At 71.3% G+C, this 24865-nt stretch carries 24 protein-coding genes; 15 read left to right on the top strand and 9 right to left on the bottom strand.

Annotated features, from left to right (window positions below; all coding sequences use genetic code 11):
- Positions 1-25: 25 nt before the first annotated feature.
- From F1721_RS00910 to F1721_RS00865, 10 genes are all read left to right on the top strand, one after another.
- Positions 26-949: a LysR family transcriptional regulator gene (locus tag F1721_RS00910; RefSeq protein WP_246153978.1), complete on the top strand. Its 924-nt coding sequence runs from the start codon at positions 26-28 to the stop codon at positions 947-949.
- A 488-nt stretch (positions 950-1437) separates the two neighbouring features.
- Positions 1438-2514 carry a FecCD family ABC transporter permease gene (locus F1721_RS00905; RefSeq protein WP_150064563.1) on the top strand — a complete coding sequence of 359 codons (1077 nt, stop codon included), beginning with the start codon at positions 1438-1440 and terminating at the stop codon, positions 2512-2514.
- Between the two features lies 1 nt (position 2515).
- Positions 2516-3298, top strand: a complete 783-nt coding sequence (locus tag F1721_RS00900) for an ABC transporter ATP-binding protein (protein WP_150064562.1) — start codon at positions 2516-2518, stop codon at positions 3296-3298.
- On the top strand, positions 3295-4290 hold the full coding sequence (locus tag F1721_RS00895; RefSeq protein ID WP_211840274.1) for an ABC transporter substrate-binding protein: 996 nt from the start codon (positions 3295-3297) through the stop codon (positions 4288-4290). Before F1721_RS00900 ends, F1721_RS00895 begins: the two co-directional genes overlap by 4 nt.
- A gap of 17 nt (positions 4291-4307) precedes the next feature.
- A complete protein-coding gene (locus F1721_RS00890; protein ID WP_246153976.1) occupies positions 4308-5030 on the top strand; it encodes a class I SAM-dependent methyltransferase in 723 nt (240 codons plus the stop codon).
- Positions 5027-5836 carry a Rossmann-like domain-containing protein gene (locus F1721_RS00885; protein ID WP_150064560.1) on the top strand — a complete coding sequence of 270 codons (810 nt, stop codon included), beginning with the start codon at positions 5027-5029 and terminating at the stop codon, positions 5834-5836. The genes F1721_RS00890 and F1721_RS00885 overlap by 4 nt, the downstream gene beginning before the upstream one ends.
- Positions 5837-5866: 30 nt before the next feature.
- A complete protein-coding gene (locus F1721_RS00880) occupies positions 5867-6850 on the top strand; it encodes a GHMP family kinase ATP-binding protein (RefSeq protein WP_150064559.1) in 984 nt (327 codons plus the stop codon).
- Positions 6843-7883, top strand: coding sequence for a pyridoxal-phosphate dependent enzyme (locus F1721_RS00875; RefSeq protein WP_150064558.1), 1041 nt, complete (start codon positions 6843-6845; stop codon positions 7881-7883). The genes F1721_RS00880 and F1721_RS00875 overlap by 8 nt, the downstream gene beginning before the upstream one ends.
- Before the next feature lie 37 nt (positions 7884-7920).
- Entirely contained in the window at positions 7921-9168 is a 1248-nt protein-coding gene (locus F1721_RS00870; protein WP_150064557.1) for an MFS transporter, read from the top strand.
- A 45-nt stretch (positions 9169-9213) separates the two neighbouring features.
- A complete protein-coding gene (locus tag F1721_RS00865) occupies positions 9214-9609 on the top strand; it encodes a hypothetical protein (RefSeq protein WP_150064556.1) in 396 nt (131 codons plus the stop codon).
- A 95-nt stretch (positions 9610-9704) separates the two neighbouring features.
- Here F1721_RS00865 and F1721_RS00860 read toward each other — a convergent pair whose 3' ends face one another.
- Complete coding sequence (locus F1721_RS00860; RefSeq protein ID WP_211840273.1) at positions 9705-10559, bottom strand: helix-turn-helix domain-containing protein; 855 nt, start codon at positions 10557-10559, stop codon at positions 9705-9707.
- Positions 10560-10668: 109 nt separating this feature from the next.
- Here F1721_RS00860 and F1721_RS00855 point away from each other — a divergent pair, with 109 nt between their 5' ends.
- The 3 genes from F1721_RS00855 to F1721_RS00845 are packed head-to-tail and all read left to right on the top strand — an operon-like array spanning position 10669 to position 12946.
- Entirely contained in the window at positions 10669-11253 is a 585-nt protein-coding gene (locus F1721_RS00855) for a non-oxidative hydroxyarylic acid decarboxylases subunit B (protein ID WP_150064555.1), read from the top strand.
- Between the two features lie 11 nt (positions 11254-11264).
- Positions 11265-12689, top strand: a complete 1425-nt coding sequence (locus F1721_RS00850) for a non-oxidative hydroxyarylic acid decarboxylases subunit C (protein WP_150064554.1) — start codon at positions 11265-11267, stop codon at positions 12687-12689.
- A gap of 26 nt (positions 12690-12715) precedes the next feature.
- Positions 12716-12946, top strand: a complete 231-nt coding sequence (locus tag F1721_RS00845) for a non-oxidative hydroxyarylic acid decarboxylases subunit D (protein WP_150064553.1) — start codon at positions 12716-12718, stop codon at positions 12944-12946.
- Positions 12947-12958: 12 nt separating this feature from the next.
- Here the strand turns inward: F1721_RS00845 and F1721_RS00840 are convergent, their stop codons facing one another.
- Positions 12959-13546 carry a TetR/AcrR family transcriptional regulator gene (locus F1721_RS00840; RefSeq protein ID WP_150064552.1) on the bottom strand — a complete coding sequence of 196 codons (588 nt, stop codon included), beginning with the start codon at positions 13544-13546 and terminating at the stop codon, positions 12959-12961.
- A gap of 93 nt (positions 13547-13639) precedes the next feature.
- Here F1721_RS00840 and F1721_RS00835 point away from each other — a divergent pair, with 93 nt between their 5' ends.
- On the top strand, positions 13640-14902 hold the full coding sequence (locus F1721_RS00835; RefSeq protein ID WP_150064551.1) for an NADH:flavin oxidoreductase/NADH oxidase family protein: 1263 nt from the start codon (positions 13640-13642) through the stop codon (positions 14900-14902).
- 168 nt (positions 14903-15070) lie between these two features.
- Here F1721_RS00835 and F1721_RS00830 read toward each other — a convergent pair whose 3' ends face one another.
- From F1721_RS00830 to F1721_RS00815, 4 genes are all read right to left on the bottom strand, one after another.
- Positions 15071-16669, bottom strand: a complete 1599-nt coding sequence (locus tag F1721_RS00830; RefSeq protein ID WP_150064550.1) for a succinic semialdehyde dehydrogenase — start codon at positions 16667-16669, stop codon at positions 15071-15073.
- A gap of 36 nt (positions 16670-16705) precedes the next feature.
- Positions 16706-17623 carry an acetoacetate decarboxylase family protein gene (locus F1721_RS00825; protein WP_150064549.1) on the bottom strand — a complete coding sequence of 306 codons (918 nt, stop codon included), beginning with the start codon at positions 17621-17623 and terminating at the stop codon, positions 16706-16708.
- Positions 17624-17716: 93 nt separating this feature from the next.
- Positions 17717-18691, bottom strand: coding sequence for an alpha/beta hydrolase (locus F1721_RS00820; protein WP_150064548.1), 975 nt, complete (start codon positions 18689-18691; stop codon positions 17717-17719).
- Positions 18692-18869: 178 nt separating this feature from the next.
- Positions 18870-20330, bottom strand: a complete 1461-nt coding sequence (locus F1721_RS00815) for an amidase family protein (RefSeq protein ID WP_211840272.1) — start codon at positions 20328-20330, stop codon at positions 18870-18872.
- A gap of 22 nt (positions 20331-20352) precedes the next feature.
- Between F1721_RS00815 and F1721_RS00810 the strand changes: the two genes are divergently transcribed.
- A complete protein-coding gene (locus F1721_RS00810) occupies positions 20353-20964 on the top strand; it encodes a TetR/AcrR family transcriptional regulator (protein ID WP_150064547.1) in 612 nt (203 codons plus the stop codon).
- 14 nt (positions 20965-20978) lie between these two features.
- Here F1721_RS00810 and F1721_RS00805 read toward each other — a convergent pair whose 3' ends face one another.
- From F1721_RS00805 to F1721_RS00795, 3 genes are read right to left on the bottom strand one after another with little or no spacing between them, the layout of a single operon-like run.
- Positions 20979-22262, bottom strand: coding sequence for a mannitol dehydrogenase family protein (locus F1721_RS00805; RefSeq protein WP_150064546.1), 1284 nt, complete (start codon positions 22260-22262; stop codon positions 20979-20981).
- Positions 22262-23725, bottom strand: coding sequence for a glucuronate isomerase (gene uxaC, locus F1721_RS00800; protein WP_246153974.1), 1464 nt, complete (start codon positions 23723-23725; stop codon positions 22262-22264). The genes F1721_RS00805 and uxaC overlap by 1 nt, the downstream gene beginning before the upstream one ends.
- Before the next feature lie 46 nt (positions 23726-23771).
- Complete coding sequence (locus F1721_RS00795; RefSeq protein ID WP_150064545.1) at positions 23772-24767, bottom strand: LacI family DNA-binding transcriptional regulator; 996 nt, start codon at positions 24765-24767, stop codon at positions 23772-23774.
- Positions 24768-24865: the final 98 nt, after the last annotated feature.

The raw sequence follows: 24865 nt of genomic DNA, 5'->3' as shown, positions 1-24865 counted from the left end.
ACTGATAGATTAATGCACTATGCGCATGGACCTGACGTTCCAGCAGCTCCGCCTGGTGCTCGCGGTGCACGACGCCGGGAGCTTCACCCTCGCCGCGGACAACCTCCACCTGGCCCAGTCCTCGATGAGCCGAACGGTCCGCGAGGTCGAGCGCAAGCTGGGCATCACGCTCTTCCAGCGCACCACGCGAAACCTGGTCACCACGCCGGAAGGCGACGAGTTCTGCCGCGTGGCCCGGCGCGTGGTCGAAGCGTTCGACGCCGGTATCAACCACTTCGAGGGCTTCCTGGCGGGCAGCCGCGGCCGGGTGCGCATCGCGGCCCTGCCGTCGCTGGCGGCGATCCTGCTCCCGCCGGTCGTCTCCGCCTACCGCGCAGCGCACCCCGGAGTCGACCTGTCCATTGCGGACGGAATGTCCGACGAGGTGCTGCAGCAGGTCCGCTCCGGCGAGGTCGACCTGGCGGTCACCGTGACCGCCGAACCGCTGCCGGACCTGGACGTCCGCCCGATCGCCACCGACCAGTTCTGCTGCGTCTTCCCGCCCCAGCACCGGTTTTCGCGCCGCCGCAACCTGAACTGGGCGGACCTGGAGGGCGAGCCGCACATCGCCTTCGAACCGACCAGCAGCATCCGCCAGCACGCCGAACGCGCCTTCGCCACGGCCCAGGTCCGCCCGGAGCTCGTGCTGGAATCCCGCAACATCGCCACCGTCGCAGGCCTGGTCGCGGCAGGCCTGGGAGTGGCGGTGATGCCGGGACTGGTGCTACCGCTGGTCCAGTTCGCCAACCTAGAACACCGACCGCTGAACGACCCCGAAACCCGCCGCCAGATCGCAGTGGTCCGCGATCCGCACCGCCCCCTCGCAGCAGCCTCGGAAGCGTTCATGACGGCGATCACCGAAGCCCAGCGCTCCGCCGAACCCCTGACCCCGGAGGTGGCGTGGCTGTGACCAGAACGGTCGCCCTTGGCCGAAAAAGCCCGTCTTTCCGGGAAGTTGCGCATGCGGAGCCACTGGGTGGACTGCGCTAAGCACCTCCTGATCGACGCCGACGAGCAACACTGCGTGCGCTTCCGCGTAACGAGTGAAGCGATCTGAAGATCTTGGTTCGGCCCCGGCGAAATGGCGTGGGCAAATTCGTGCAGCAGAGAACCGACGGTTAAGGCGGCGCAGCGCGCCCAAGAAGCTCGACTCGCCGCTCCGCCTCTCGCTCGCAATGCGTTCCTCTTGATCCGAACCGTCCTGGCCTCACCTCGATCGGACCGCTCCTGGCGGCCACACCCAAGCCAGCCAACCCATTCTTCGAGCTGTGCGGGTGGAGTCCGCGTCAAGCGGTCCTCGCGCAAGGTTGATCACATTGCCGATTTGTTGACAATGATTGTCATTAGCGACAGGCTGGGTCACCGAGGACGGCGTCGGGGTTCGAGGATGGGGACGAGATGCTTCTGGAACGCGCCAGGACACCGGTGCCGGAGTTGGCTCCGCGTGTTCCGCTGGTGCTCATCGCCGCGGTGCTGACCGCGGTGCTGCTGGTGTCCGCGCTGGTCGCGATCGCGCTGGGGCCGACCGTCGTGCCGCTGGCCGACACCGCGCGCTACCTCTGGGCCGCCGTGACCGGCGGTTCGATCCGGGCTGAGGAGTTCACCGACTACGCCGTGATCTGGCAGGTTCGCGCGCCTCGCGTGCTGCTGGCGGCCGTCGTCGGCGCCGGGTTGAGCGCCATCGGCGTCGCGGTGCAGGCGTTGGTGCGCAACGCGCTCGCCGATCCGTTCATCCTCGGTGTCTCCTCCGGGGCATCGGTGGGTGCGAGCGCTGTGGTGTCCTTCGGTTTGTTCTCCTCGCTGGGGATCTTCGCGCTGTCCGCGGCTGCTTTCCTGGGGGCGCTCGGGGCTACCGCGCTGGTGTACTTGATCGCGCGCAGCCGGGCCGGGTTGAGCCCGCTGCGGTTGGTGCTCATCGGCGTCGCACTGGCCTACGGGTTCCAGGCCGCGATGAGCGTGATCGTGTTCTTCGCGCCTTTCGGGGAATCCGCGCGCACCGTGCTGTTCTGGCTGCTGGGCAGCCTCGGTGGCGCCACCTGGCAGTCGCTGCCCATCGCCGCCGCGGCCGTCGCGGTCGCCGTGGTGCTGCTGGCGCGGAAGGGGCGGGCGCTGGACGTGCTGGCGATGGGCGACGAGACCGCCGCCAGCCTCGGCGTCGACGCGGCTCGCCTGCGGCGCGGCCTGTTCCTGCTCACCGCCGTGGTCACCGGGGCGATCGTGGCCGTCAGCGGCGCGATCGGGTTCATCGGGCTGGTCATGCCGCACCTGGTGCGCATCCTGGTCGGCGCGGCGCACAACCGGGTCCTGGTGGTCGCACCGCTGGCCGGGGCCGTGCTGCTGGTGTGGGTGGACCTGGTCTCCCGCACCGCGTTCGCACCGCGGGAACTGCCGCTGGGCGTGATCACGGCCCTGATCGGGGTGCCCGTGTTCGTCGCGCTGATGCGGCGTCGCGGCTACCTGTTCGGCGGGAGCTGACATGGACGTGACGCTGGAAGACGTGTCGGTGGAGATCGCCGGGACGACACTCGTCGAGCGACTGAACCTGTCCGCCGACAGCGGTGAGGTCGTGGGCCTGGTCGGCCCCAACGGCAGCGGCAAGTCCACCGCGCTGCGCTGCCTCTACCGGGCGCTGCGCCCCACCACCGGCACCGTGCTGCTGGACGGGACCGACCTGAACTCCATGCCGCTGGCCGAGAGCGCGCGGTCGATCGCCGCGCTCACCCAGAAGAGCCACACCGAGCTCGACTTCACCGTGGCCGAAATCGTTGCGCTGGGCCGGTTTCCGCACCTGCGCGGCAACCAGCGGCTCAGCGACGCGGAATGGGAGCTGTGCCGGGAGGCCATGCAGCGCACCGACGTCGAGCACCTGGCGCGGCGCAGCATCCTGTCGCTGTCCGGTGGCGAGCGGCAGCGGGTGCTGATCGCCCGCGCGCTCGTGCAGGAGCCGCAGGTGCTGGTGCTCGACGAGCCGACGAACCACCTCGACGTGCGCCACCAGGTGGAACTGCTGTCGTTCCTGCGCGGGTGCGGGCTGACCGTGCTCGTCGCGCTGCACGACCTGAACCTGGCCGCGGCGACCTGCGACCGGCTCGCCGTGATGTCCCGGGGCTCGGTGGTCCGCACCGGGAAACCCCTCGAAGTGCTCGAACCCGAACTCGTCCGCGAGGTCTTCGGCGTGACCCCGTCGATCGTGACGCACCCGCGCACCGGGGCCCCGCAGCTGCTCTACGACCTGACCGAACCGGAAGGAACCACATGAACCGCGCAACCCTGCGCCGCACCGCGGCGTTGGTGGGCAGCGTCGCACTCCTGGCGGGGTGCGGCGCGACAGTGCAGCAACCAGGTCCCGGCGAGGCCGCGCCGGTGGTCATCGACAACTGCGGCGAGCAGATCAGCTACCCGCTGCCGCAACGGGCCGTCGCCTACGACATGAGCAGCACCGAGAAGATGTTCGCGCTCGGCCTGGCCGACCGGATGCGCGGCATCGTGATGCCGTCGACGGCCGACCCGGCGGTGCAGCGCTCGCCCTACCTCGACGACTACCGGTCGGTGGAGGTGCTGAGCACCGACGTGCTCAGCCGCGAGGTGGTGATCGGCGCCAAGGCGGACTGGGTGCTGGCGGGCTGGAACTCCGGCTTCAGCGAAGCGCGCGGCATCACCCCGCAACTGCTGGACCAGGTCGGGATCCGCAGCTACCAGCACACCGAGAGCTGCTTCAACTACGGCACGCACCCCGTCCAGGTGCCGCCGCTGGAAGCGCTCTACACCGACCTGCGGCAGATCGGTGCGATCTTCCACGTGCCCGAGCGGGCCGAAGCGCTGGTGTCCGACCTGCAGAAGCGCGCCGAGGCCCTGCGGCAGCAGCGCCCGGCCGGCGAACCGGCCCGGGTGTTCCTCTACGACTCGGGCACCGACCAGCCCTTCACCTCCGGCGCCCAGGGCGCACCGGACGCGCTCATCTCGCTGGCCGGAGGGCGCAACATCTTCAGCGGGCTCAACCAGCGCTGGACCAGCGTCGGCTGGGAGGACGTGGTGGAGGCCGCGCCGGAGGTCATCGCCGTGGTCGACTACGGCGACCGCCCGGTCGCGGACAAGATCGCCTTCCTGAAGTCGTACCCGCCGCTGGCCAGCAGCCCGGCGGTCCAAAAGGGACAGTTCTACGTGCTCGACTACGGACAGGCCGTCAGCGGCCCCCGCAACATCGAAGGCGCCGAGCAGTTCGCCGCCTACCTGCGCTCGATCGGACGATGAGGAAAGGCAGCCACGCAGTGACGAACGCGGTCCAGCTCGACCAGCTCCCCGAACCGCTGCCCGCAGCGCAAATCATCGCGCTCAACCAGCCCAAGGCCGACCTGCACACCGTCCGCACGTACGAGTGGAACGGGTGGACCTTCGAACTGCCGCCCGGCGTGTTCATGCCCGGCGCGACCAGTCGGATGATCCACGAACGACTGCTCGACGGCACCATCGACGTCGCGGGCCGCGTCTACGCGGCCATGGGCGTCGGGCTCGGCGTGGAGGCCGTGGTCGCCGGACTGCGCGGCGCGGCCGAGATCCACGCCTGCGACGTCGACGCCGCCAGCGTGCGGACCGCGCAGCGCTACTTCGACGAGCTCGCCGCCCCCACCAGCCGCAGCACCTTCGTGCCGGTGGTCTCCGACCTCTTCGCGGACTTCCCGGCCGGGTTCCGCGCCGACGTCATCACCTTCAACCCGCCCGCCGTCAGCCAGCGGGTCAGCGACGACCCGGCGATCGTCCGCAACGTGTGCGCGGGCAGCCCGCTGGTGGCCCGGTTCTTCGCCCAGATCGCCGAGCGCGACCTGCTGGCCCCCGGCGGCGAGGTGTTCCTGATCGTCTCCAACACCGCGGACCTGCGGGCCATCATCGGCCACGCCACCGAGGTCGGGTTCGCGGCCGAGATCGCCCACCTGCACGACTGGCAGGACGGCGTGCTGACCTACCTGTTCCGCCTGACCCGGGAGGACCGATGACCGCGGCCACCGTCGCCGAGCTGACCACCCAGGTGCTGGACGGCGCGCACGGCCCCGATCCGGCCGAGCTGACCGCGACCAGCGTGTTCTGGCTGCACCACGGCACCCGGCTGGCCGGTGGCGGCACGACCTACCTCAACCAGTACGTCCTGGTGCGCGTCGGCCGCTCCTTCGGTGCTTGCGCGTTCGAGGCCGGTGAGCTCGACCCGTCGATCGGCCGGGAAGCCTCCGGGTCCCCGCTCGGTGCGCTGCTCCGGGAAGCCCCCGCCCCGCTGCGCATCGCCGCGCTGGACGCCTACCTGGCCGAAGCCCGACCGCACCGCGACTCGGACGCCGAACCGATCACCCTTCCCGCAGGCACGCCCGAGACGCGCGCGCACGCGCGGGACACGGCCATCGCCGGACTACTCGACATCGATCCCGGCGCGAAGGTCGCGCTGATCGGCGTGGTCAACCCGCTGGTCGCCGCGATCCGGGAGCGCGGCGGGGAATGCCTGCCGTGCGACCTGAACCTGCGCCGGACCCAGTGGGGCGATCCGGTGGCCGAGTCCATGGCCGAGGTGCTGGCCCCGGCCGAGGCGGTGGTGGCCACCGGGATGACGTTGAGCAACGGCACGTTCGACCACATCCTGCAGCACTGCCGCGAGCACGAGGTGCCGCTGGTGGTCTACGCGCAGACCGGCAGCGCGGTGGCGCGGGCCTTCCTCGGCGCCGGGGTGACCGCGCTGTCGGCGGAGCCGTTCCCGTTCTCCCAGTTCAGCGCCGACCCCACGGTGCTGTACCGATATCGGGCGGAGACGGCGTGAGCGCGTCGGGCCGGTCCGGGGTGCGCGCCGGTGCTTGACGAGGCGTTGCGCGGTGAGCTGGTGGCCGCGCCTGCCGTCGGCACCGGCCGCGCGCCGGGTCATCACGGGGAGATCCTGCAAGGGGTTTTCCGGGATTCACTGGGCCAACCGTGCCGGGGACTGGTCACGCTGCCGATCAGCGGGCTGGGCACCCGGGCGGAGTTCCGGCCGGAGCCGGGCGCGGCACCGGAATCCCTCTCGGTGGTGCCAGCGGACCGGGTGAAGGCCCGGCGGGCGGCGCTGCTGACGTTGGACCTGCTCAGGTCCGTGAGCATCTTGCAGGGCTTCGGCTCCCGGGTGTGCGGCGGGCGGCTGCGGCTGAACGGCGACCTGCCGGTAGGGCTCGGCATGGGGTCTTCGACCAGCGACATCATCGCGGCCGTCCGCGCGGTGGCGGACTCCTTCGGCGTCCGGCTGCCCGCGAACACCGTGGCCGCCCTCGCGGTGCGCGCCGAGCAGGCGTCCGACCCGCTCATGCTCGACGACCGCGCGCTGCTCTTCGCACAACGCGAGGGCCGTGTCCTCGAAGTGCTGGGAGATGCACTGCCCCCGCTGGTCGTCCTCGGCTGCCTCACGGGTGCCGGACGACCGGTCAACACACTCGACCTGCCCACAGTGGACACCTCGCGGATCTCCGCGTTCGAACGGCTCCGCCGCAGGTTGCGGCGCGCCGTCGACACCGCCGACACCGCTCTGCTCGGCGAGGTCAGCACGGAAAGCGCCCAGCTCAACCAACAACTGCTCCCCAAGGAAGAACTCCCGGTCCTCACCGAGATCGCGCGGACCTCCGGCGCGGTGGGGATCCAGGTGGCGCACAGCGGCAACGTCGCCGGGGTGCTCTTCGACCCCGCTGCCGCGGACCTGCCGCACCGGCTGGAGCGGTGCGGCAAGGCCCTGGCCCGCGACGGGATCGCGGTCACCCGGGTGTTCCGCACCTCGGCAGCCCGTTCAGGAAGGGACCAGCTCGATGTTTGACCACGTCGCGGATTCGATCGGCCAACCGGACCTGATCCGGGTCGAGGACGGGTTGGTGTGCCTGCGGTTCGAGACCATGAAGGTGGTCTCGGCGCTGGGCGCGGTGCGCCACCTGCTCGACCGCGGTGCGGTGCGCCCCGGCGACACCCTGCTGGACAGCTCCAGCGGGATCTACGCCTACGCGCTCGCGCTGGCCTGCCACCGCTACGGGCTGCACTGCTACATAGTCGGCTCCACGACCGTCGACGACACGCTGCGCACCCAGCTGGCCGTGCTGGGCGCATCGCTGGAGCAGATGGAACCCACCAGCGACCTGAAGCTGGACCAGAGCCGACGAGTGCAGCGCATCGGCGAGATCCTCGAGGAGAACCCGCACTTCCACTGGATGCGCCAGTACCACGACGACATCCACTACCTCGGCTACCGGGCGGTGGCCGAGGAGCTGGAGCGGGAGCTGGGCCCGGAGGGCGTCACGATCGTGGGCGGTGTCGGGTCCGGCGCGTCGACCGGGGCGCTGGCGGGCTTCCTGCGCGAGAAGTCCGACGACGTGCAGCTGGTCGGGGTGCAGCCGTTCGGCAGCATCACCTTCGGCAGCGAGCACGTCGCCGACCCGGACATCATCATCGCCGGGATCGGCAGCTCCATCCCGTTCGGCAACGTCGCCCACGACCGCTACGACATCATCCACTGGATCTCCTTCCGCGCCGCGCTCTCCGGCAGCATCGACCTGCTGCGCAGGCACGCGATCTTCGCCGGGCTGTCCACCGGTGCGGCCTACCTCGCGGCGCGCTGGGAACGCGCGGAGAACCCGGACCGGACCGCGGTGTTCATCGCGGCCGACACCGGGCACCGCTACACCGGCTCGGTGTTCAGCCGTCACCGGGAAGCCGTCGACCTCGCCTCGCTCGCCCCGCACAACGTTCCCGCGCTGGAGGAACTGGCGATGCCGTGGTCGCGGATGAGCTGGAACCGCGCCCCGGGACCACGAGCCGCGACCACTCCGCGCGCGCACGACGACCACCCAGTACGATAACGAAAACCATTTTCATTAACTTGAGGAGCATCACCCGGTGGCCACGCCAGCAGCACCGAACACCCGCGCGCTGCGCAGCAGTTCCGTCGTCCGCAACCCCACCTTCCTGCGGCTGTGGACCGGCACGACCGCCTCCGGCCTGGCGACCTGGGCGCTGCCGTTCGTGCTGGGCCTCGCGGTGCTCGACCGCTCGCTGACCCCCGTGACCCTCGGCCTGCTGCTGGCCGCCCGGACCGCCGGGTTCCTGGCCGCGGTCCCGATCAGCGGCGTGGTCTCGGACCGCTACTCGCGACGCGCGGTCGTGCTGTGGTCGGGCCTGGCCGCAGCGCTGGCGCTCCCGGCGATCGCCGTGGGGTTGGGCTGGTCGGTGCCGCTGATGGCGGTCGCGGCGGCCGTGGCAGGTGCGGGGCAGGGCGCGTGCCGCCCCGCTTTCCAGGCCCTGACCGCGGAGGTCGTCGACGAGCAGCAGCGCCAGCAGGCCAACGCCGCGATGACCCTGGCGGTGCGGGTGACCACCCTGGTCGCGCCGGGCCTGACCGCGTTGCTGGCGGTGTTCCTGGACATCCCGACACTGCTGGTGGGCATCGGGGCGCTCTGGCTGTTGGCAGCCCTGCTGCCACCGAAGGGCACCGCCGCCGCACCCGCGGCGGGCCCCCGGAGCTCGTTCACCACCGACTTCGCCGAAGGGCTCCGGGAAGCGCGCAGGCACCCCTGGTTCCTCGCCGGGCTCGGCGCGCTGACCGCGGTGATCGCCACCGGCTACTCGGCCACGGGCGTCCTGCTCCCCCTGATCAGCCGCGACCGCTACGGCGGTGAAGCGGTGCTCGCCGCGGCGACCACCGCCTACATCGTCGGAGCGCTCGTCGGAGCGCTGATCATCGCGCGCTGGCGCCCCCGCGCGCAGGGCTGGGCCGCGCTGGCCGGGCTGGGCTGCTACACCTTCGCACCGCTGAGCCTGCTCCTCCCCGTCCACCCGGCGGTGGTGCTGGCCGCATACGTCCTCGCCGGGCTGGGCATCGAGCTGTTCAACGTCCCCTGGTTCACCGCGATCCAGCGCGAGGTGGAGCCGGACAAGCTGGCGCGGGTGTCCGCGTTGGACTTCCTGTTCTCCTACGGCCTGGCGCCCCTCGGCCTGGTCCTCATCGCTCCGGCGACGGAAGCCTTCGGGCCAGCGGCGGTCCTGATCACCTGCACCCTGATCTGCGCCCTGGCCCCGGCGCTGGCCGCCCTCGCCCCGGCCAGCCGAACCTTCTCCCGAACCGAAAAGCAGCTCGAGAACGCCTGACCGGCAGCGGCTTTCTCCGTCGGACCGACGCGCAGGAGACGGGACGTGGATCGACAGCAGGGGCACGGCACCTCGGACGCCGCAGGGTTCACGGTCGTCTTGTGCGACAGCTGCGAGGACGGCGGGGAACTACCCGTCCTGGCCGTGCTGCGGGAGATCATCCGCCGCTGCCCGCACGGGATGCTCGTCCGAGCCACCTGCCCCCTCGGGCGTCTCTGGTGCCACGCGGGCAAGGTGACCGGTGCGCTCAGCGGCCACACGCTCCTGGTGCAGCGGTGCACTCGCAGCCGCAGCCCGGTGGGCGAGGTCATGCTCGTCGGCCCGGTGCGCACCGCCGAGGACCTGGCCGCGACCGCCCGCTGGCTCGAACCGGTGCCGGGCGACATCGACGACCTTCCCCGGCGGCTGCGCGAAATCCCGCGCACGTCCACCTCGAACTGACCACGGGCCGAGAGCCGAGCTCGAAGCCGCGCGGGACGAGGCACCAGGGTCGAACACCACCCGTTCCCGGCCGCGGGCTGATCAGCGCGCCGCCGTCACGCTCCGGTGCCTCGGGCCTCGGCGCGGAAGGCGAGCGGGGTTCGTCCGTCGTGCTTGCGGAAGAACTTGCTGAAGTCGCCGGGGCTGGTGAACCCCAGGTGGCGCGCGATGTCCGCTGACGCGCGGTCGGTGTGGACGAGCAGGCGCTTGGCCTCCAGGACTATGCGGGCGTCCAAGTAGGACTTCGCCGAGCGGCCGGTCGCGGAAAGGGTTGCGCGGGTCAGGGTTCGGGTGCTGTAGCCGAGGTCGGCGGCGTAGTCGGCGACGCGGTGCGTGCGGGTGAAGTTGCGCTCCACCGCGGCCTTGAAGCGCTCGAACGGGCCGTCGGCCGGGGTGGACGGCGACGGTGCCGAACCCGCGTGGGCCAGCCGGAGCAGCAGCACCGCCAGCAGCATGCGCAGCGCCTTGTTGTGCGCTTCCAGCGTCATCGAGCCCAGGTCTGCGTAGTCGGCGACCAGGTGCCGCAGCGCCAGATCGACCGCTTCGCGCGCCGAACCGCCGGGACGGACCGGGGTTTCCGGCGGTGGCGGGTCGACGGTGACGAAACCGGGCCGCCAGATGACGATCGTGCCCCGCGAACGCGTCAGTGCGCCGTACTGGTGCACCTGGCCGGGACGCACCCACAACCAGCCGCCGGGCGGGATGACGTGCTCGGTGAAGTCGACGGTGTGCCGCAGCTCGTCCGCGTCGGCGTGCACGTGGATCAGGTGGTGGAAGTCCGGGCGCTGCGGTCCGGCCAGGTCGATCCCCCGGCGCCGGGCGCGCGAGCGCAGCTCGGCGAAGTCGATGACGTCCATGCCGATCGGCGCGTTCAACCCCGGCCGGTAGGCGACGTCGGTGATCTCTGCCATCTGCTCGCTGTCCGATTCTCCCCATCTCTTGTCGCCAGCGTACCGGTTCACCTGCGAGATCGGCGCTTAGCGTGGATTCATCAGCGCAAGATGACCGAAAAGGAGAAGCGTGCGACTCGTCGTGGGGATGACCGGAGCGACCGGGGCGCCGCTCGGCGTGCGGCTGCTGGAGCGGTTGCGCGAACTGCCAGAGGTGGAAACCCACCTGGTGCTGAGCCGCTGGGCGCGGGCCACCGCGGAGCTGGAGACCGGGCGGAGCGTCAAGGAGATCGGCGAGCTCGCCGACGTCGTCCACAACCCCGACGACCAGGGCGCGAGCATCTCGTCCGGCTCCTACCGCACCGACGGCATGGTGATCGTGCCGTGCTCGATGAAGACCCTCGCCGGGATCCGCGCCGGGTACGCCGACGGCCTGGTGGCGCGAGCGGCGGACGTGACGATCAAGGAACGCCGTCCGCTGGTGATCGTGCCGCGCGAGACACCGCTGAGCGAGATCCACCTGGAGAACATGCTCGCGCTCGCGCGGATGGGCGTGCGGATCGTCCCGCCGATGCCCGCCTTCTACAACAACCCGACCTCGATCGACGACTTCGTCGAGCACATCACCTCCCGGGTGCTCGACCAGCTGGACCTGCCCGCCCCGGCCGCGCAGCGCTGGGAGGGGCTGCGCACCGCCAAGCTCAAGGCTTCCTGAGGAGAGACACGATGGCCTACGACGACCTCCGGTCGTTCCTGCACGCGCTCGAGAAGGAGGGACAGCTGCTGCGGATCAACGAGCAGGTGTCCCCCGAACCCGATCTCGCGGCAGCGGCGAACGCGGCGGGCCGCATCGGGGAAGGCGCCCCGGCCCTGTGGTTCGACAACGTCACCGGTTTCACCGACGCGCGGATCGCGATGAACGTGCACGGCTCGTGGCGCAACCACGCGATGGCGCTGGGCCTGCCGAAGGAGACCTCCACCCGCGAGCAGGTCGAGGAGTTCGCCCGGCGCTGGGACGACTTCCCGGTCACCCCGGTCCGCCGGGAGGACGCGCCGTGGCGGGAGAACAGCGTCTCCGGCGCGGACGTGGACCTGTTCGACGTGCTGCCGCTGTTCCGGCTCAACGACGGTGACGGCGGCTTCTACCTGGACAAGGCCGCAGTGGTCTCCCGCGACCCGGACGCGCCGGAGGACTTCGACAAGCAGAACCTGGGCATCTACCGGATCGAGGTGATCGGGACGGACCGCCTCGCGCTGCAGCCGGTGCCGATGCACGACATCGCCCAGCACCTGCGCAAGGCCGAGGAGCGCGGCGAGGACCTGCCGGTGGCCATCACCCTCGGCAACGACCCGGTGGTGCCGATCGTGGCGGGCATGCCGATGGCCTACGACCAGTCGGAGTACGAGATGGCCGGTGCGCTGCGCGGCGAGGCGATGCCGATCGCGACCGCCCCGCTGACCGGCTTCGACGTGCCGTGGGGTTCCGAGGTGGTCATCGAGGGATTCATCGAATCCCGGGTGCGGCAGATCGAGGGCCCGTTCGGCGAGTTCACCGGGCACTACTCCGGCGGCAGGCGGATGCCGGTGGTGCGCGTGGAGCGGATCTCCCACCGCACCAACCCGATCTTCGAGTCGCTGTACCTGGGCATGCCGTGGACCGAGTGCGACTACCTGGTGGGGCCCAACACCTGCGTTCCGCTGCTCAAGCAGCTGCGCGCGGAGTTCCCCGAGGTCAAGGCGGTCAACGCGATGTACACCCACGGGCTGCTGGTGATCATCTCGACGGCCAAGCGCTACGGCGGTTTCGCCAAGGCGGTGGGCATGCGGGCGATGACCACGCCGCACGGCCTGGGCTACGTCAGCCAGGTGATCCTGGTCGACGAGGACGTGGACCCGTTCGACCTGCCGCAGGTCATGTGGGCGCAGTCGGCGAAGGTCAACCCGGCCGAGGACGTGGTGGTCATCCCGAACCTGTCGGTGGTGGAGCTGGCTCCGGCCTCGCAGCCCGCGGGGATCACCAGCAAGATGATCATCGACGCCACCACTCCGGTGAAACCCGACGTCCGCGGCAACTTCGGCACCCCGACCAAGGACCTGCCCGAAGCGGCCGAGTGGGCCGACCGCCTGCGCTCGCTGCTGGCCAACCGCTGAACTTCCGCGCGACGAGAGGACATCCGATGCAGACGATCTGCCCCCGCTGCACCGAACCGGAGATCCGCACCGTGACGACCTCGCCGGTGCCCGGCGCATGGGAGGTGCTGCAGTGCCCGCGCTGCCTGTACATGTGGCGCACCACCGAACCCGCCCGCCGCACCACCCGCGAGCACTACCCCGAGCAGTTCCGCCTCACCCCGGAAGCCATCGCCAACGCCTCCGAGGTCCCCACCATCCCACCGCTGCGGCGGTGACGGCCTCAGGTCTCACGCGCCCGTCCGCGCGGCGGTGAACAGTGCGTTGACCGCGGCGCGGACCTGGCTGTCGACCACCTCGGGCGTCGTGGCGTCGAGCTTGCCGTCCAGGTGCAGGAACGCCAGGCCGTGGACCACCGCCCACACCGCGTTCGACAGCGCGTCCGGATCAGCCCCGAGGAAGACCCCGCGGACGATGCCGCCGACGTAGTCCCAGATCGCGGCCGTCGCGGCGACCCGCTCCTGGTTGTTCGGATCGCAGGGTTCGGCGAACATCACCCGGAACATCGCCGGGTGGTCGAGCGCGTAGCGGACGTAGGCGACGGCGATCGCGGCGAGGTCGTCGGGGGTCTCGGGCGCGGAGTGGGCCGCGGCCAGGTATCCGGCGAGTTCGCGGTAGCCCTCGGCCGCGACCGCGGAGACCAGCGCGTCGCGGTCCGGGTAGTGGCGGTAGGGCGCCGTCGCCGACACACCAGCTCGCCGCGCCACCGCCCGCAGCGACAGCCCGGCGCTGCCGTCCTCCTCCAGCAGTTCTCGCGCAGCGCGCAGGCAGGCGGCGCGCAGGTCGCCGTGGTGGTACGAACCGCTCGCTTGCGGCACAGGTCACGCTCCTCGATGTTTACAGCGCTTACATCCACCGCTTAATGTAAACGGTGCATACATTCTAGCTGATCGGACCGAGAGGGGAACTCGATGACCGGCGAGCTGTTCTCGCCCCTGCGCCTGCGCTCCGGGGCAGCACTGGTCAACCGCATCGCGAAGGCGGCCATGGAGGAGAACATGGCCGGGGACGGCCAGCTGCCCGACGAGCAGCTGCTGGCGCTGTACCGGCGGTGGGCGCGCGGGGGCACCGGGCTGCTGATCACCGGCAACGTCATGGTCCACGCCGAGGCGATGACCGGTCCGGGCGGAGTCGTGCTCGACGATGCCGCGCCGCTGGAGCCGTTCACCAGGTGGGCCGAAGCGGGCAAGTCCGGCGGCGGATCGATCTGGATGCAGATCAACCACCCCGGCCGCCAGGTCGAGGCGAACATGCCCGGCGTCGTGTGGGGCCCGTCGGCGGTGGGCGTCGACCTGGGCAAGCACAGCAGCCGCTTCGGGAAGCCCGTCGCCATGACCCCGGAGCAGATCGAGGCCACCGTCAACCGGTTCGCCGTCACGGCCGCGCGCGCCGAACGGGCCGGATTCGACGGTGTGGAGATCCACGCCGCGCACGGCTACCTGCTGTCGCAGTTCCTGTCCCCGTTGTCCAACCAGCGCACCGACGCCTGGGGCGGGACGCTGGAGAACCGCGCCCGGATGCTGCTGGACGTCGTGCGCGCCGTCCGCGCCTCCGTCTCGCCCTCCTTCGCGGTCGCGGTGAAGCTCAACTCCGCCGACTTCCAGCGCGGCGGGTTCGACGCCGACGACGCCCGGCAGGTGATCGCGATGCTCGAACCGCTCGGCGTCGACCTGGTCGAGCTGTCCGGCGGCAGCTACGAGAGCCCGGCGATGACCGGCAACTCCGCCGACTCCCGCACCCGGGCCCGCGAGGCCTACTTCCTGGAGCTGGCGACGGACCTGGTCAGGACCAGCCCGCTTCCGCTGATGCTCACCGGCGGCATCACCCGGCGGGAGACCGCGGAGAAGGTGCTCGACAGCGGCGTGGCGCTCGTCGGGATGGGCACCGCCCTCGCCGTCACCCCGGACCTGCCCGACCGCTGGCGGCACGGCCGCGAGGCCGATCGGAAGCTCCGGCCGGTGACCTGGTCCGACAAGACGCTCGCCTCAGCCGCCAGCATGGCGCAGGTGCGCCACCAGCTGCGCCGCCTCGCCCGCGGCAGCGAACCCGCACCCGGCACCCATCCGGCATACGCGCTGCTCTCCGAGCAGCTCCGGCAGCGGCGGGCCCTGCGCCGCTACCGCGCCTGGCTGCCCGCCCAACAGCGCACCGCGCCGGTGGGGCGGCCCGCGTAGGCGGTTCCCGCCCCAGAAAGCCCGTTGAACTGCGTTGAAGCGCAGATCAACGGGCTTTTGGTGTTCTGCAGCACCGGACGGCGAATGTCCTTTGCAGCGCAGCGAACGGGGAGGGCACCGGCACCTGCCGGAACCCTCCCCTGGCTTGGTGAGCGCGGTATCCCGTCCTCAGCGGGACCCGATTGCCTTCAGGACCTTCAACGCGCTGGTCAGGACAACGGCCCAGGTCTCGTGCGAAACACCGGTCGGCGGGTTGAACCCCTGGATTCGTTGGTGTGCAACGGTTTGCGGTTCGGTGTACTTGAGGATCCCGTCGGCGCCGTGGCGGCGACCGAGGCCCGAGTCGCCCATCCCGCCCATCGGCGCGTCGATGCTCCCCCACGCGGCGGCGAAGGCCTCGTTGACGTTGACCGTCCCGGCGCGCAGCCGGGCGGCGACGGCCCGGCCCCGCACCCCGTTCCGGGTCCAGACGCTGGCGTTGAGGCCGTACGAGGTGGCGTTGGCGCGGGCGATCGCCTCGTCCACGTCGCTGAAGCGGTAGATCGAGACGACGGGACCGAAGGTCTCGTTCTCGTACAGCGTCATGTCGGGCGTGACGTCGGTGAGGATGGTCGGTTCGTAGAACAGCGGCCCGAGATCCGGCCGCGCCCTGCCCCCGGCCAGCACCGTCGCCCCCTTGGCGACGGCGTCGTCGACGTGCGCGGTGACCGTCTCCAGCTGGGCCGGGTTGGTGAGGGAGCCGACGTCCTGGCTGTAGTCGTAGGCGGCGCCCATCCGGAGCTTCCCGGTGCGGGCGGCGAATTCGGCGACGAACCGGTCGTGGACGGCATCGGCCACGTACAAGCGCTCGACGGAGACGCAGAGCTGACCGGCCGAGGGGAAGCACGCGGCGATCGCGCCGTCGACGGCCCGGTCGATGTCGGCGTCGTCGAGGACGAGCATGGCGTTCTTGCCGCCGAGTTCGAGGGACGAGCCGATGAGGCGCTCACCGGCGTCCCGCGCGATCTGGCGCCCGGTGGCGGTGGAGCCGGTGAACATCATGTAGTCGGCGTTGTCCATCAGCGCGCCACCGATGGAGCTGCCGCGGCCGACCACCATCTGCCACACGCCTGGCGGCAAACCGGCTTCGCGCATCAGGTCGAGCGCCCACAGCGCGGTGCCCGCGGTCTGGGTGTCGGGCTTCTGGACGACGGCGTTGCCCGCCATGAGCGCCGGAAGGGCGTCGCCCGCGGCCATGCTCAGCGGGTAGTTCCACGGCGAGACGATGGCGACGACGCCCTTGGGGTGGCGCAGTTCCGCGGTTCGGGTCAGCAGCGGGATCGCACCCCGACGGCGTTTCGGCGAGAGAAGCCTGGCAGCGTTGCGCGCGTAGTACCGGGCCGTGATCGCGATGTCGGTGACTTCGAGGAAGGCGTCGCGGCGGGTCTTCCCGCTTTCGGCCTGCATCAGGTCAAGAACCTCGTCCTGGCGTTCGAGGACGAGGTCGTGGAAACGCAGCAGGATCTTCTTGCGCTCCCGCACCGGCACGGCGGCCCACCCCACTTGGGCGGCGCGGGCGCGCGCGAACGCGTCGTCGACGTCGGCGGGCGTCGAGACCGGCAGGTCGGCCAGCGGGGCACCGGTGTACGGGGCATTGGTGGTGACCTTCGCCGCGTCCGCGGCAGCGGTGACTCGTGCGGTCAGGCGCGCGAGCAGCGCCGGGGTCAGCGATGGGGGCAGACCGGATCCGCGAGCAGGCGCCGAGCGGGGGATGTCGTCAGTGATCATGGCGAGCTCCGTGGTGTTTTCGGGGGCGATTTCGCCCTAGTTCCGGGGCGGGACCGAGATGGGGACGGGCATGTGCAGGGCGAGCTGGCCTTCGGTCACGACGTCGAGCTGGACGGTCTTGATCGGCTTGAGCGACCGCAGGTCGTCGGACATGCGGCCCTCCCCCGTCCGCAGGCCTACGTTGCGCGGGAAGATCGCGGTTCCGGCCGACAGCACGTTGGTCTGGCTCAAGGTCGAGTGCCACGCACCGTTGATCGAGGTGTACGAGGTGAGAGACGAAACGCGCTTACCGCTCGGGAAGGCGGTCTGAGCGGGCGTGGCCACCGAGAGCGACAGGTCGGTCCCGCCCGCGTCGTTGGCCACCCGCGCGGTCGTCCGGTCGGCGTCGATGCCGACGTCGAGACCGGTGACCCACTTGGGGAAGCCGTAACCGTCGTGCCCGCGGACCTGGGCGATGTCGGTGCTCACCGGCAGGGACAGCACGTAGGAGTCGAGGTGCTCGTTCTTGAGCGCGGCGACGAGGTCGACGAACCCGAGCCGACCGTGCCGCGCCGGGCGGACCGCGACCCCGACGGCGGCCTCGGTGTAGAAGTCGATGTCGCACACGTCGTAGCGGAAGAACATCACCGAGATCAGCCCGAGGCCCGGCGCGACCTCCAGCGGCGCCAGCTCCCCGGGCAGGCGGCGGCGGATCGCGCGGGACCGGGCGAGCATCGTGATCCGGGCGGTGGAGATGCGGTAGTAGAAGTTCGGCGTGAGCGTGGGGCCGATCGGCGAATCGACCCGGGTCTTGGGCAGCCGCCGGAAGAAGTCCACGCCGCGGACGCGGGGATCGCGGGCGACCTCGTCGAGATCGGTGTCCATCCGGTACCGGTCGTACAGCCCGCCCTTCGGCACGGTGACCGTGCGACCACCCAGATCGACCTCGACGGCGCCCTGCTCTGTCGACGGCATCGGCACAACTCCCTCGCTCACATGTGTACAGTGCTCACATCACCCTAGGCCGGGATGTGAGCACCGTCAACTTCGTGGCGAGCTGCGGTTGCCTCAGCTGTCGTGCAGCGCCGTCCGCAGCGCGTCGACGGCGAGCTTGCGGGCGACGTTGGCGGCGCGGGTGTCGCGGAGGCTGTCCAGGAGCAGGAAGTCGTGGACCATCCCGGCCACCCGGACCGAGGTGACGTCCACACCGGCTTCGCGCAGCCGGTTGGCGTACTGCTCCCCCTCGTCGCGCAGCACGTCGGCCTCGTCGGTGATGACCAGGGTGGTGGGCAGCCCCCGGAGCTGCTCCAGCGACGCCTGGAGCGGCGATGCGTACACCTCGGTGCGCTGCGCGTGATCGGTGGTGTAGGCGTCCCAGAACCACTTCATGCCCTCGCGGGTGAGGTAGTAGCCCTCCGCGAACTGCACGTAGGACGGGGTGTCGAAATCGGCGTTGGTCACCGGGTAGAGCAGCACCTGGGCCTTGAGGTCGATCCCGCCGCGCTCCTTGTTCATCAGCGCGAACACCGCCGCCATGCAACCGCCGACCGACTCGCCGGTGACGGCGATGCGCGAGGTGTCCAGGCCGTGCTCCGCGCCGTGCTGCACGACCCACTGCCCCACGGCGTAGTTCTGCTCCACCTGGGTGGGATATTTCGCCTCTGGAGCCCGGTCGTAGACGGGGAAGACGCCCGCGGCGCCCGCGCCGACGGCCAGTTCGCGGAAAAGGCGGTCGTGGGTCATGTCATCGCCGAACACCCAGCCCGCGCCGTGGATGTAGAACACCACCGGCAGCGGTCCGCTCGCCCCCTTGGGCCGGATGATGCGGGTGCGGACGGTGCCCCACTGCCCGGCGTCCACGTCGACCCACTCCTCGTCGACGTCCGGGCGGGGCACGCTCCTGTCGCTCTGCAGCCCGACCAGGATCTGACGTCCCTCCTCCGGCGGGACCTCGTAGATCCGCGGGTGCGGGTCCGTCGCTTCGGCCAGTTCCCTCGCGGCGGGTTCGAGAACGGGAGTGATCGGTGGCGGAATCCCAGGCATGTCGGCTCCACTTCACGCATGTCGCACGGCCCAGCGGCCGATGGTCGCCCCCAGCGGGCAAGCCCACCCCCAGCGTGAGGAGCAACCCGAAGAACGCAACTCGCGGCCGGACTTCTCGCTGATCGGGCAAGAGGTTTCGAGGAGCCGTTCGACGCAGCCCGTGCGCGGCTGGCACCCATCAACTCCGCCCACCGGCTCGGGGTTCGACGGGGGTCAGCGTGCCGCATGCGTTCTCGACGGCCTGTGCTGCGTCGAGAACGGCGTCCTCGCGGAACATCGGTCCGATCACTTGGACTCCGACCGGGGTTCCGTCGACGAGTCCGGTGGGGACGGCGACCGCTGGCGCGCCGACCGCGGTTGTCCACACCGACAGCGCCATCGAGCGTCCGTACCGCCGTTTCTCCTCCGCTGACGAGGATTCCTGCCCTGGTGCGAAGCGGGCACGTGTGCTCACCGGACCGAGCAGGAGCGGCGTCACCGCTGCCCGCTGGGCACACGCCCGGCGCACCGTCAGAAGGCGCGCGGCGCGTTCGAGGTACTGCTCCAGGTCCAGCGGCGGGTGTTCGTCGAGGTCGAAGTTGATGTAGCGGGACGCCTCGGGGCCGACGAGCGCGCTGATCGCGGGCCAGTTCCCGGCGAACTCGGTGAGCACCATGCCCGTGTACACCGCCAGGGCGTCGTCGAGCATCGGGACATCGACCTCGCCGACCTCGTAACCGGCGTCGGCGAGCGCATCGGCGGCGGCGTCCACGGCGTTCGCGATGGCCGGATCCACCCCGTGACCACCGGGATCGCGGACGACACCGACGGCGCGCGGCAGCTGCGGCCCGGACGTGGGGGCCGGAACGGCACGCGGGTCCCGGGGGTCGGCGACCGCGAGCACCTCGAACGCGGTGCGCAGGTCGGCCACGCACCGCGCGAGCGGCCCGTCGACGGGGAACAGCGCGGAGGCCGGTGCGGGGTCGGCCGGACCGATGCGGTGGTCGGCGGGGAAGCGTCCCGGCGTCGGCTTCAAACCGGCCACTCCGCACAGTTGCGCGGGCAATCGCGTGGAGCCGCCGGAATCGTTGCCCAGGCCGATCGCCGCCATCCCGGTGGCCACCGCGACGGCATCTCCGCCGCTGCTCCCACCGGGCGTGACATCCGGGTCCCACGGGCTGACCGTGTCGCCGAACAGCTCGCTGCGCGGGTGCATGCCGGTCAGCGTCAAGGTCGGCATGTTGGTGTGGCCGACGATGACGGCGCCAGCGCGGCGCAATGCTTCGACCGGAGGAGCATCGGCCGCCGCGATGCGGTCGGCGAAGGCCCGCAGCCCGTGCGTCGTGGCGAGCCCGCGCACGTCGGTGGTCTCCTTCACCGTGATCGGCACCCCCGCCAGCGGGCCGACCCGTTCACCGCGCGCGACAGCTTCGTCGATGGCCGCCGCGTCCCGCCGCGCGTCGTCGTCCCGCCGCGAGGTGACCGCCGCGAGGCCCGGGTTGTACCTGTCGATGCGATCCAGGTGCGCCTCCAGGACCTCGACCGCGCTCGTCCGGCCCGAGGTGACAGCTGCCGCGATGCGGGTCGCCGACCAGCTCGTGACCTCGGATGCGCTCGTGCCCATGCCGTTAAGATACAGAAGTGCATCTGGATTCAGCACTGGATATGAACGAGGAGTGGTGATGTCCCGGCAACGGCTCTCACGTCGCGAGTCGCAGGTGCTGACCCGCTCGCGGCTGCTCGACGCGGCCGCCGAGGTGTTCGCCGAGCACGGTGTCGCCGGGGCCTCGGTCGAGCGGATCGCCGACCGCGCCGGGTACACCCGAGGGGCGTTCTACGGGCACTTCCCCGACAAGGACGCCGTCGTCGCGGCACTGCTGGACGAACGAACCCGTCGTGAGCGGGAGGAAGTCGCACAGCTCGCGGCGGGCGAGGGCGACACCTGGGAAGCGTTGCGGGCTTGGCACCGCGAGCGATCCGCTCACCTCGAGGAGTGGCTGGCGCTGCGCCTGGAGCTCGTGCGCCACACGCTTCGACGCCCGCCTGGTGAACGGTCCGTCCTCGCCCAGCGAGAGGCCTACGCCCGCGAGGCGCTGACCGGTGCTGTGGCGCGCGAGCTCGGGACTGATGCCGCGGAAGCGGAGTTCACCGCCCTCGTCATCCACGCGCTCGAAGACGGCTTGGCCATCCAGCGCGCCGTCGACCCCGACTCGGTCCCCCCGGACGCCATCGTCGCCGCCACCGAGATCGTCCTCCGCGGCGCGCGACCGACCGAGCCGCGCGGTGACGACTGAACGCTCTGCGCGGTTCAGCCAGCGGAAAGCCGGAGGCGCTCGGCATAGTCCTCCACTGCGGAGATCAGCTCGCCGTCGTCGGCGAGGCTGACGTCCAGAGTGGACAGGACGCGGCGCGGGGCGTCCGCCGAGCGGGCCAGCGGGACCAGTTCGTCGGCTCGGGGGTCGCTGACCTGGCGGTCGCGCAGGTGGATCAGCCATCCGGCCAACGTCGCGACCGGGGCTTCGGGCATCCGCCGTTCGGCTCGTTCGGCGCGCAGCACCGGCAGGATCCGGGCGGGGATCTTCTGGGAACCGTCTGCGGCGATCTGCCGCAGGTTGTGCCGGATCCCGCGGGAGGAGAAGCGCTGGAGCAGCCGCTGCCGGTAGTCGGCCAGATCCTCAGCCGGGAGCGCGGCGTGGCGCGACGCGACGTCCCACCAGGACTCCGCCAAGCTCGCCAGCACCGGGTGCTGGACGGCCTCGTCGACCGTCGCGCAGCCCAGCGCGGCGCCCGCGTAGGCCAGCAGGGTGTGCGCACCGTTGAGGAACCACAGTTTGCGCTGCTCGTACGCGGCGAGGTCGTCGACGAACCGGGCACCGGCGTTCTCCCACGCGGGCCTGCCGAGCGGGAAGTCCCCGGCCAGCAGCCACTCGCTGAACGGTTCGGTCACCACCGGAGCCCGATCTTCGAGCCCGGTGAGCCGCGCGGCGGTGGCGATGTCCTGCTCGGTGGTCGCGGGCGTGATCCGGTCGACGACGGTGTCGACGAACGACACGTGGTCCTCGATCCACGAGCGGAAGGCCAGCTCCTCCCCCGCTGCGGCGGTGCGGATCGCCGCCCGCAGCACGCCGCCGTTGCCCGGCAGGTTGTCGCAGGGCACGAGCGCGATCGGGGCGCCGCCCGCGCGGTGGCGCTCGCGCAGCCCGGCTAGGACGCGGCCGATCGCCGTGCCGTCCCCGGACGCCCGGTAACCGGCCTCGGTGATCGTCAGCGTCAGCAGCGCCACGTCGGGAGAAGCCAGATCCGCGAGCCACTGCTCGATATCGCTGCCGGGGTGGGCGCGGCTGATCGCATCCACGATCTCCGCCTGCGGCTCCCCGTCTCCGCGCACCTGCAGCGAGTACAGACCGTCCTGCTCGGTGAGAACGCGCGGCAGCTCGGTGTTGCGGAACGTGTAGGCCGCGATGCCCCAGTCCGGGTCGGCCATCGTGTGCACGGCCTGGTGGGCCCGGTGGAACGCACCGAGTCCGATGTGGACGGCGCGCACCGGGGCCGGTGGACGCGCGCGGGCCGCGGAGCGGGTCAGTCGTGCCATCACAGCCGGAACGCCTTTCGCGGCTGGCGGTCGTGGAGGTCGCGGATCACGACGGCGGCGTCGTCCTCGCTGAGCACGTGCTCGGCGACGAGTCCCGCCAGGTGGGCCGCGTCGACCCGCCGGGCCGTGTCGTGGCGGGCCGGGATGGAGCAGAACCCGCGGGTGTCGTCGATGAAGCCCGCGTTCCGGTAGAAACCAGCCGTTTCGGTGACGGCGTCGCGGAAGCGGTGCATCGCGCGGGGCGCGTCGAGGAACCACCACGGCGCACCGAGGTAGACCGACGGGTAGAACCCGGCGAGCGGGGCGAGTTCGCGGGAGAAGACCGTCTCGTCGAGGGTGAACAGGACGGTCTGGAACCGCGGGTTCGTGCCGAAGCGCTCCAACATCGGCTGCAGCGCGCGGGTGAACTCCGCCTGCAGCGGGATGTCGTGGCCGGTGTCGGGGCCGAATCGGCGCAGTGTGCCCGGGTGGTGGTTGCGCCTGCTGCCGGTGTGCAGCGCCATGACCATGCCGTCCTCACTGGACATGCGGGCCATCTCGCCGAGCAGCTGCTGCGACAGCAGGCGGGCTTCATCGGCGCTGGCCGTGCCGGTTCGGACCGCGCCGAACAAGCGCCGCGCCTGCGCGGTGTCCAGGAACGCCATGCGTGCATCGGGGGCGCTGTGATCGGTGGCGGTCGCACCGTGCGCGCGGAAGTGCTCCCGGCGGTTCTCCAGCGCTCGGATCAACCCGTCGTAGTCACCGGTGTCGATGCCGCTGGCGGCGGCGAGGTCGTCCAGCGCCGCAGTCCAGCCGGGGCTGGTCGCGTCGAGGTGGCGGTCGGGGCGGAAGGTCGGCACGACGCGGCCCGACCAGGACGGGTCCTCGGCCAGCGCCCGGTGGTGGGCCAGGTCGTCGGCGGGGTCGTCGGTGGTGGCCAGCACCGCGATCCCGAACGAGTCGTACAGCGCGCGCGGCCGGAACGCGGGCTCGCGCAGCCGGGCGGTGAGCTCGTCGAACAGCTCGTCGGCGGTGTCGGCCGAGGGCTGCACGGTCACGCCGAGCACGTCGTGCAGCTCTGCCTCCAGCCAGCCCCGCGACGCGGTGCCCAGGAACAGGTGCCAGTGCTCGCAGAAGGTCCGCCACACGTCCCTCGGTTGCGCGGGGCCGGTGTCGCCGGTGCTGTCGCGCAGTCCGAGGTCGGCCAGCGGGATGCCGTGGGCGTGCAGCAGGCGGGTGACGTAGTGGTCGGGCGTGACCAGCAGCGACGCGGGGTCGGTGAACGGTTCGTCGGCCGCGAGCAGGCGGGCCTCCACGTGCCCGTGCGGGCTGATCAGCGGGAGGTCGCGGACGGTGTCGTAGAGCCGCCGCGCGATGTTGCGCTGGGACGGTTCGGGCGGGAGCAGCCGATCCGGATGCGGCGCGAGCGGCACCGCGCGCTCGCGGTGGGTCCCAGGAGTTGCTGCTGCCATGCCACGGTCCATGCGGGCAGCATCGCCATCTCGCGGGACCCGGTGCAACTTGTTGCCATCAGTTGTCATCCCGGGGTGCGGCGGTGGAGCCGCGCGTGACGAGGTGGGCGTCGAACAGCGCGGATTCCACCCCCGGACCGCGGGTGAGCTGGGCGTGCAGGGCGTCGACGGCGGACCTGCCGAGCCGTTCGGTCGGCCCGGCGATGGTGGTCAGCCCCGGGGAGGTCAGGTCCGCGCCGAAGATGTCGTCGCACCCGATGAGGCTGAAGTCCGCGGGCACGCTGACACCGGCGGCCTGCAGGCGTTGCAGGGCGCCGATGGCGATGAGGTCGTTGTAGGCGATGGCGGCGGTCGCGCGCTGCAGCATCAGCGCGTCGGCGGCTTCGCGCCCGCCCTGCAGGTTCGGCACGTGCGGGCCCACGAACGCCGCGTCCAGCCCGAGCGCGCCGGATTCCTCCTGCACAGCGCGCCAGCGCACGCTGTTGATCCAGGAGTTGCGGGGGCCGGAGAGGTAGGCGATGCGGCGGTGCCCGATGGCGGCCAGGTGGCGGACGGCCTTGCGCATGCCCGCCGCGGTGTCCACCACGAGGCTGGGGATCCCGTCGATCTCGCGGTTGACGATGACCAGCGGGCGGTGCTGGGCGATCTGGCGGATGACGTCGTCGGAGAGGCGGGAGGTGGCCAGGACGGCGCCGCTGGCGGTCGCCAGCAGCTGGCGCAGGTTGCTGGCCTCGACGCGCGGCGACTCGTCGCTGTCGACCAGGGCCAGCGCGTAGTCCTTCGCCAGCGCCTGCGACTGGGCCGCCTTGATCAGCGGGGCGTAGTAGGGGTTGGCGATGTCGGTGACGACCAGGGTGATCGTGCGCGCGCGGCCGGGCGCCTCCGCGCGCGCCAGCGGCCGCGGGAGGTAACCGATCTCGTCGGCGGCGGCCCGGACCTTCGCGCGGGTGGCGGGGTTGACCCGGCTGGGGTGGGAGAACGTGCGCGACACCGTGGACGCCGCGACGCCGCAGCGCTCCGCGACGTCGTAGATCGTCGGCCTGCCCTGGTCCACCGCGCACCTCCGGTGTTGATGTTGGCAACAAATGGCAACTGGTTGCCAGTCTACGGGGCGGCTCCTACGTTGAACCGACCGCGAGACCGCAGCCACCG

Source organism: Saccharopolyspora hirsuta, from assembly GCF_008630535.1.
GTDB classification, from domain to species: Bacteria; Actinomycetota; Actinomycetes; order Mycobacteriales; family Pseudonocardiaceae; genus Saccharopolyspora; species Saccharopolyspora hirsuta.
Note: the sequence above shows the minus strand (reverse complement) of the source record. Positions and strands in the feature narration are given on the sequence as shown.